Origin of the sequence: Occallatibacter sp., assembly GCF_036502485.1 — a bacterium.
Lineage (GTDB): Bacteria > Acidobacteriota > Terriglobia > Terriglobales > Acidobacteriaceae > Telmatobacter.
In genome coordinates this window covers 1-3,804 of the sequence record NZ_DASXYM010000075.1, presented here as the reverse complement: position 1 = coordinate 3,804, position 3,804 = coordinate 1, and the positions used below count along the sequence as shown (strand labels likewise).

Genomic DNA, 3,804 nt, shown 5'->3' with positions numbered 1-3,804 from the left:
ACCATCGAGTGCCACTGCCTGGGCGGTGGGCTGCGCCGGATTTTCGGTCCATAGCTTGGCGTTGACGAGGATCAGGCTCGCCTCCGTAGCCGACGCGCTGCAGCAGCAGGCGCCGAGCACAACAATGAGCGAGCATAGCCAAGCAAGCTTCATTGCAACTCCCTTCAAACTGAGCCACGATTGTCCGCGATCAGGGGAGAATTGCGGGAAGACAGGGAACATTTCAGGTTTGTACAACTCTATCAGTGAGCGGGCATTGTGGAGTTCCGCGCGGGTCGGTTCTAGTATCCCTCGGTCGCTCCCAAATGACGGGCACACGGACATTACGAATTCAGGGCATTGCTGAGCACGGGCAGGATCTCAGGTACACAACCAGGGTGATGACAAACAGCGAAAAGACTGGCTACCGGAAACGAACACGCATAGTGAATGCGCCGCTGCCCGTGCTCAGCAATGCCCTGAATTCGTAATGTCCGTGTTGCCCGTTACTCGGGAGCGACCGAGGGATACTAGAACCGACCCGCGCGGAACTCCACAATGCCCGCTCACTGATAGAGTTGTACAAACCTGAAATGTTCCCTGCCTTCCCGCAATTCTCCCCTGATCGCGGACAATCGTGCCTCAGTTTGAAGGGAGTTGCAATGAAGCTTTCCTGGCTATGCTCGCTCATTGTTGTGCTCGGCGCCTGCTGCTGCAGCGCGTCGGCTACGGAGGCGAGCCTGATCCTCGTCAACGCCAAGCTATGGACCGAAAATCCGGCGCAGCCCACTGCCCAGGCAGTGGCGCTCGATGGTTCCAGGATCCTCGCGGTCGGCAATAACGCAGCGATTAGAAAACTCGCCGGCCCCGACACCCGCATTATCGATCTCGGCGGCCGCCTTCTCCTGCCCGGCTTCAACGACTCCCACGTACATTTCCTTATCGGCGGCGGTTCGCTGATCACCGTGCATCTTGGCACAGCCAACAGCCAGGCCGAGTTCAAGGAGCGCATCGCTCAATTCGCCAGAACCCTGCCCCAAGGTGCGTGGCTTCGCAATGGCCTTTGGGATCATCAACGCTGGAATCCGCCCGTTCTGCCCGACCACCAGTTGATTGACGATGTCTCCGGCGATCATCCTGCATTCTTGTGGCGGCTCGACGGACACATGGCCCTCGTGAATGCACAGGCCATGAAGCTCGCCGGCATCGACCGAAACACGAAGGACGTGCCGGGCGGAGAAATCGAGCGCGACAAGGACGGCAACCCGACCGGCATTCTCAAAGACGCTGCCATCGCTCTCGTCCAGCGCATCATGCCTCCGCTGTCTCCCGAAGAGGAGGCCAAGGCCATGGAAGCAGCCATGCGCGAAGCAGCAGCTCACGGCGTAACCAGCGTGCAGAACATGGCCGACAGCTCTGAAGACCGCGGCCAGCCGGACAATTTGCGCGAGTTCCAGAAGATCGAGCGCGCTGGCAAGTTGACTGTCCGCATCTACGAGGCTCTTCCCGTCCGCGATTGGAAGACTCTGGCCGACGCCGGCATCGTCGCGCCTTTTGGCAGTCCTTATCTCCGCATTGGCAACCTGAAAGCCTTTGCCGATGGCGCGCTTGGTTCTGAAACTGCCTGGATGGATGAGCCGTTCACGAACAATCCGGCGAAGAGCGGCCTCGCCAGCCCCGATCTTCTCGACGTCGAGCATTTCTACGAATCGATGCGCCAGGCCGACAAGGCCGGACTCCAGCTTACGATCCACGCCATCGGCGATCGCGCCAACCGCACCATACTCGATCTCTACGGCCGCCTGGAAAAAGACAATGGCCCTGCCGATCGCCGCCCCCGCATCGAGCACGCGCAGCACCTTCATCCGGAGGACTACGCGCGCTTCGCAAAGCTTGGCGTGATCGTTTCCATGCAGCCCTACCACGCAATCGACGACGGACGGTGGGCTGAAACCATCCTTGGCCCGCAGCGTATCAAGTCGAGCTATGCATGGAAATCCCTGCTGGATGCGGGTGCAACACTCGCCTTCGGTTCCGACTGGCCCGTCGCGCCATTGGATCCCGTGATGGGCATCTATGCCGCCACCACTCGCCGCACCCTCGACGGCAAGAACCCAAACGGCTGGATTCCCGAGCAGCGCATCACCGTTGCGCAGGCAGTGCACGCCTACACAATGGGATCCGCATTTGCCGAACACCAGGAGACGGTCAAAGGATCCATCGAACCGGGCAAGCTGGCAGACCTGGTAGTGCTCTCCGACGACATCTTTACAATCCCGCCAGAGGCGATCGAGAAGACCAGGGTCGACATGACCATCTTCGACGGCAAGGTGATCTACCAGCGCTGAGCGGGCGAGAGTCGTATAGCTAAGCAAACGTTCCCAGCGCTAGCGCGCTTTGCGGATAGATACCCGCCGCTGCGGGGTGGTCACACACTAAATTGAGCGCAACTTCCGGATGCTCGGCAAACAGGAAGTTTCAGCCACGCCTCCGCATCGCGCCGTATGTCCGGAAAGCAACTCATCTCTACGAGACGACTCGCTTTCCGGACATACACAAAGTTTTCCCTGCAAACTGCTTCCTTCTGTACACTGACATTTCTATTGGGCTCAATACCCTGACATTTCTATCGAGCGCCAACAACACCTCTGACGCGGTAAATCACTCCTTCACAGCCGCTTGCTGCCGCTGGGCTTCCGCCTTCGCCTCGATGCTCTTCTCCGCAGCCGCAATGGCTTCGCGGTAGCCTGCGGGATCGATCCACACCGACGACCCGTCTTTCGGAAGCCGCGACAGCTTCTGCTGCATGTCGAAGTAGCTGCCGTGGGCTCCCAGAAAAATGTCGCACGGCAGGCTGCGCTCTACGTCAAAGCCATGCTCGAAATCCGTCAGGATTCCCGGATACGACGCTGGCCGCTTTGGACTGTCGACCAGACGATACGAGTCCAGGGCCGCAAAGCCACCGACAATGACAACGTTACGCGTGCGACCCTGATCCATCACCTGCATGGTCCACGTCGTACAGCCGCGCGTATGGCCGGCGGTCTTGTGGGCCGTCAGAACCGTTCCCCCCAGCCGGACCGTGTCGCCATCGTGCAGCACGCGTGCAACGTGCACAGGCGGAAATCGCTGCAGATCGCTGCCTCCAAAATCGTGAGCGTCTCCGGTCTCCATCGGCTGTACGTCACCGTCCATCACCATCAGCTTGGCGCCGGTCTCCCGCACCACCTCGGCATTGCCGGCTGCGTGGTCAAAATGAGCCTGGCTGTTCAACAGAACCCGCGTATCCAACCAGCGAAAACCCAGGCTCTCCACGCTGGCACGGATCTGCGGCGGCGAGCTCTCCAGGTTCGCGTTGATCAGGATGTTCCCCGCGGGTGTGACGACCAGATAAGCAGCAAGGTCGCGGCTGCCGACGTAGTACAGATTGCCGGCAATACGAAACGGCCGTCGTGACGTCGTCCAGTCAGGGTTGATCTGCGCGCGCAGCAGTGAGCTGCACGCCAGCAGCATCAGGAGGATGCCGGCAAAGCGCGGCATCATGCGATGGAAGGTCATGAATCGTTGATATCAGTTCAGCCGGCGCCGGATAGTAGCGCGGTAGATACCGGCGATCGCGCGAAAAACAAAAAAAATCGCGGCCCCGGTGTTTCCCCCGAAGCCGCGCCGTTCAAACCTTGACAGTTTCGCCGGGCGGATCGGTTGGCAGCCAGTATCCGCCCGGCTCTGCCGGCCAGCGACGACCGTCAGCTTCCGCTGCGCAGAGCGATCTCGCTCGCTCGTCGCTACGCAGCAAACTGTTCAATGGCATAGTGCAGATGAGGC

Annotated in this window: 2 protein-coding genes; one reads left to right on the top strand and one right to left on the bottom strand. The window is 60.1% G+C overall.

The annotated features are described in order from the left end of the window. Window positions 1-641: 641 nt before the first annotated feature. Complete coding sequence (locus tag VGL22_RS11050) at window positions 642-2,327, top strand: amidohydrolase (protein WP_465266977.1); 1,686 nt, start codon at window positions 642-644, stop codon at window positions 2,325-2,327. A 313-nt stretch (window positions 2,328-2,640) separates the two neighbouring features. Here VGL22_RS11050 and bla read toward each other — a convergent pair whose 3' ends face one another. Next, on the bottom strand, window positions 2,641-3,537 hold the full coding sequence (bla, locus tag VGL22_RS11045) for a subclass B3 metallo-beta-lactamase (RefSeq protein ID WP_465266976.1): 897 nt from the start codon (window positions 3,535-3,537) through the stop codon (window positions 2,641-2,643). Between the last annotated feature and the right edge of the window lie 267 nt (window positions 3,538-3,804).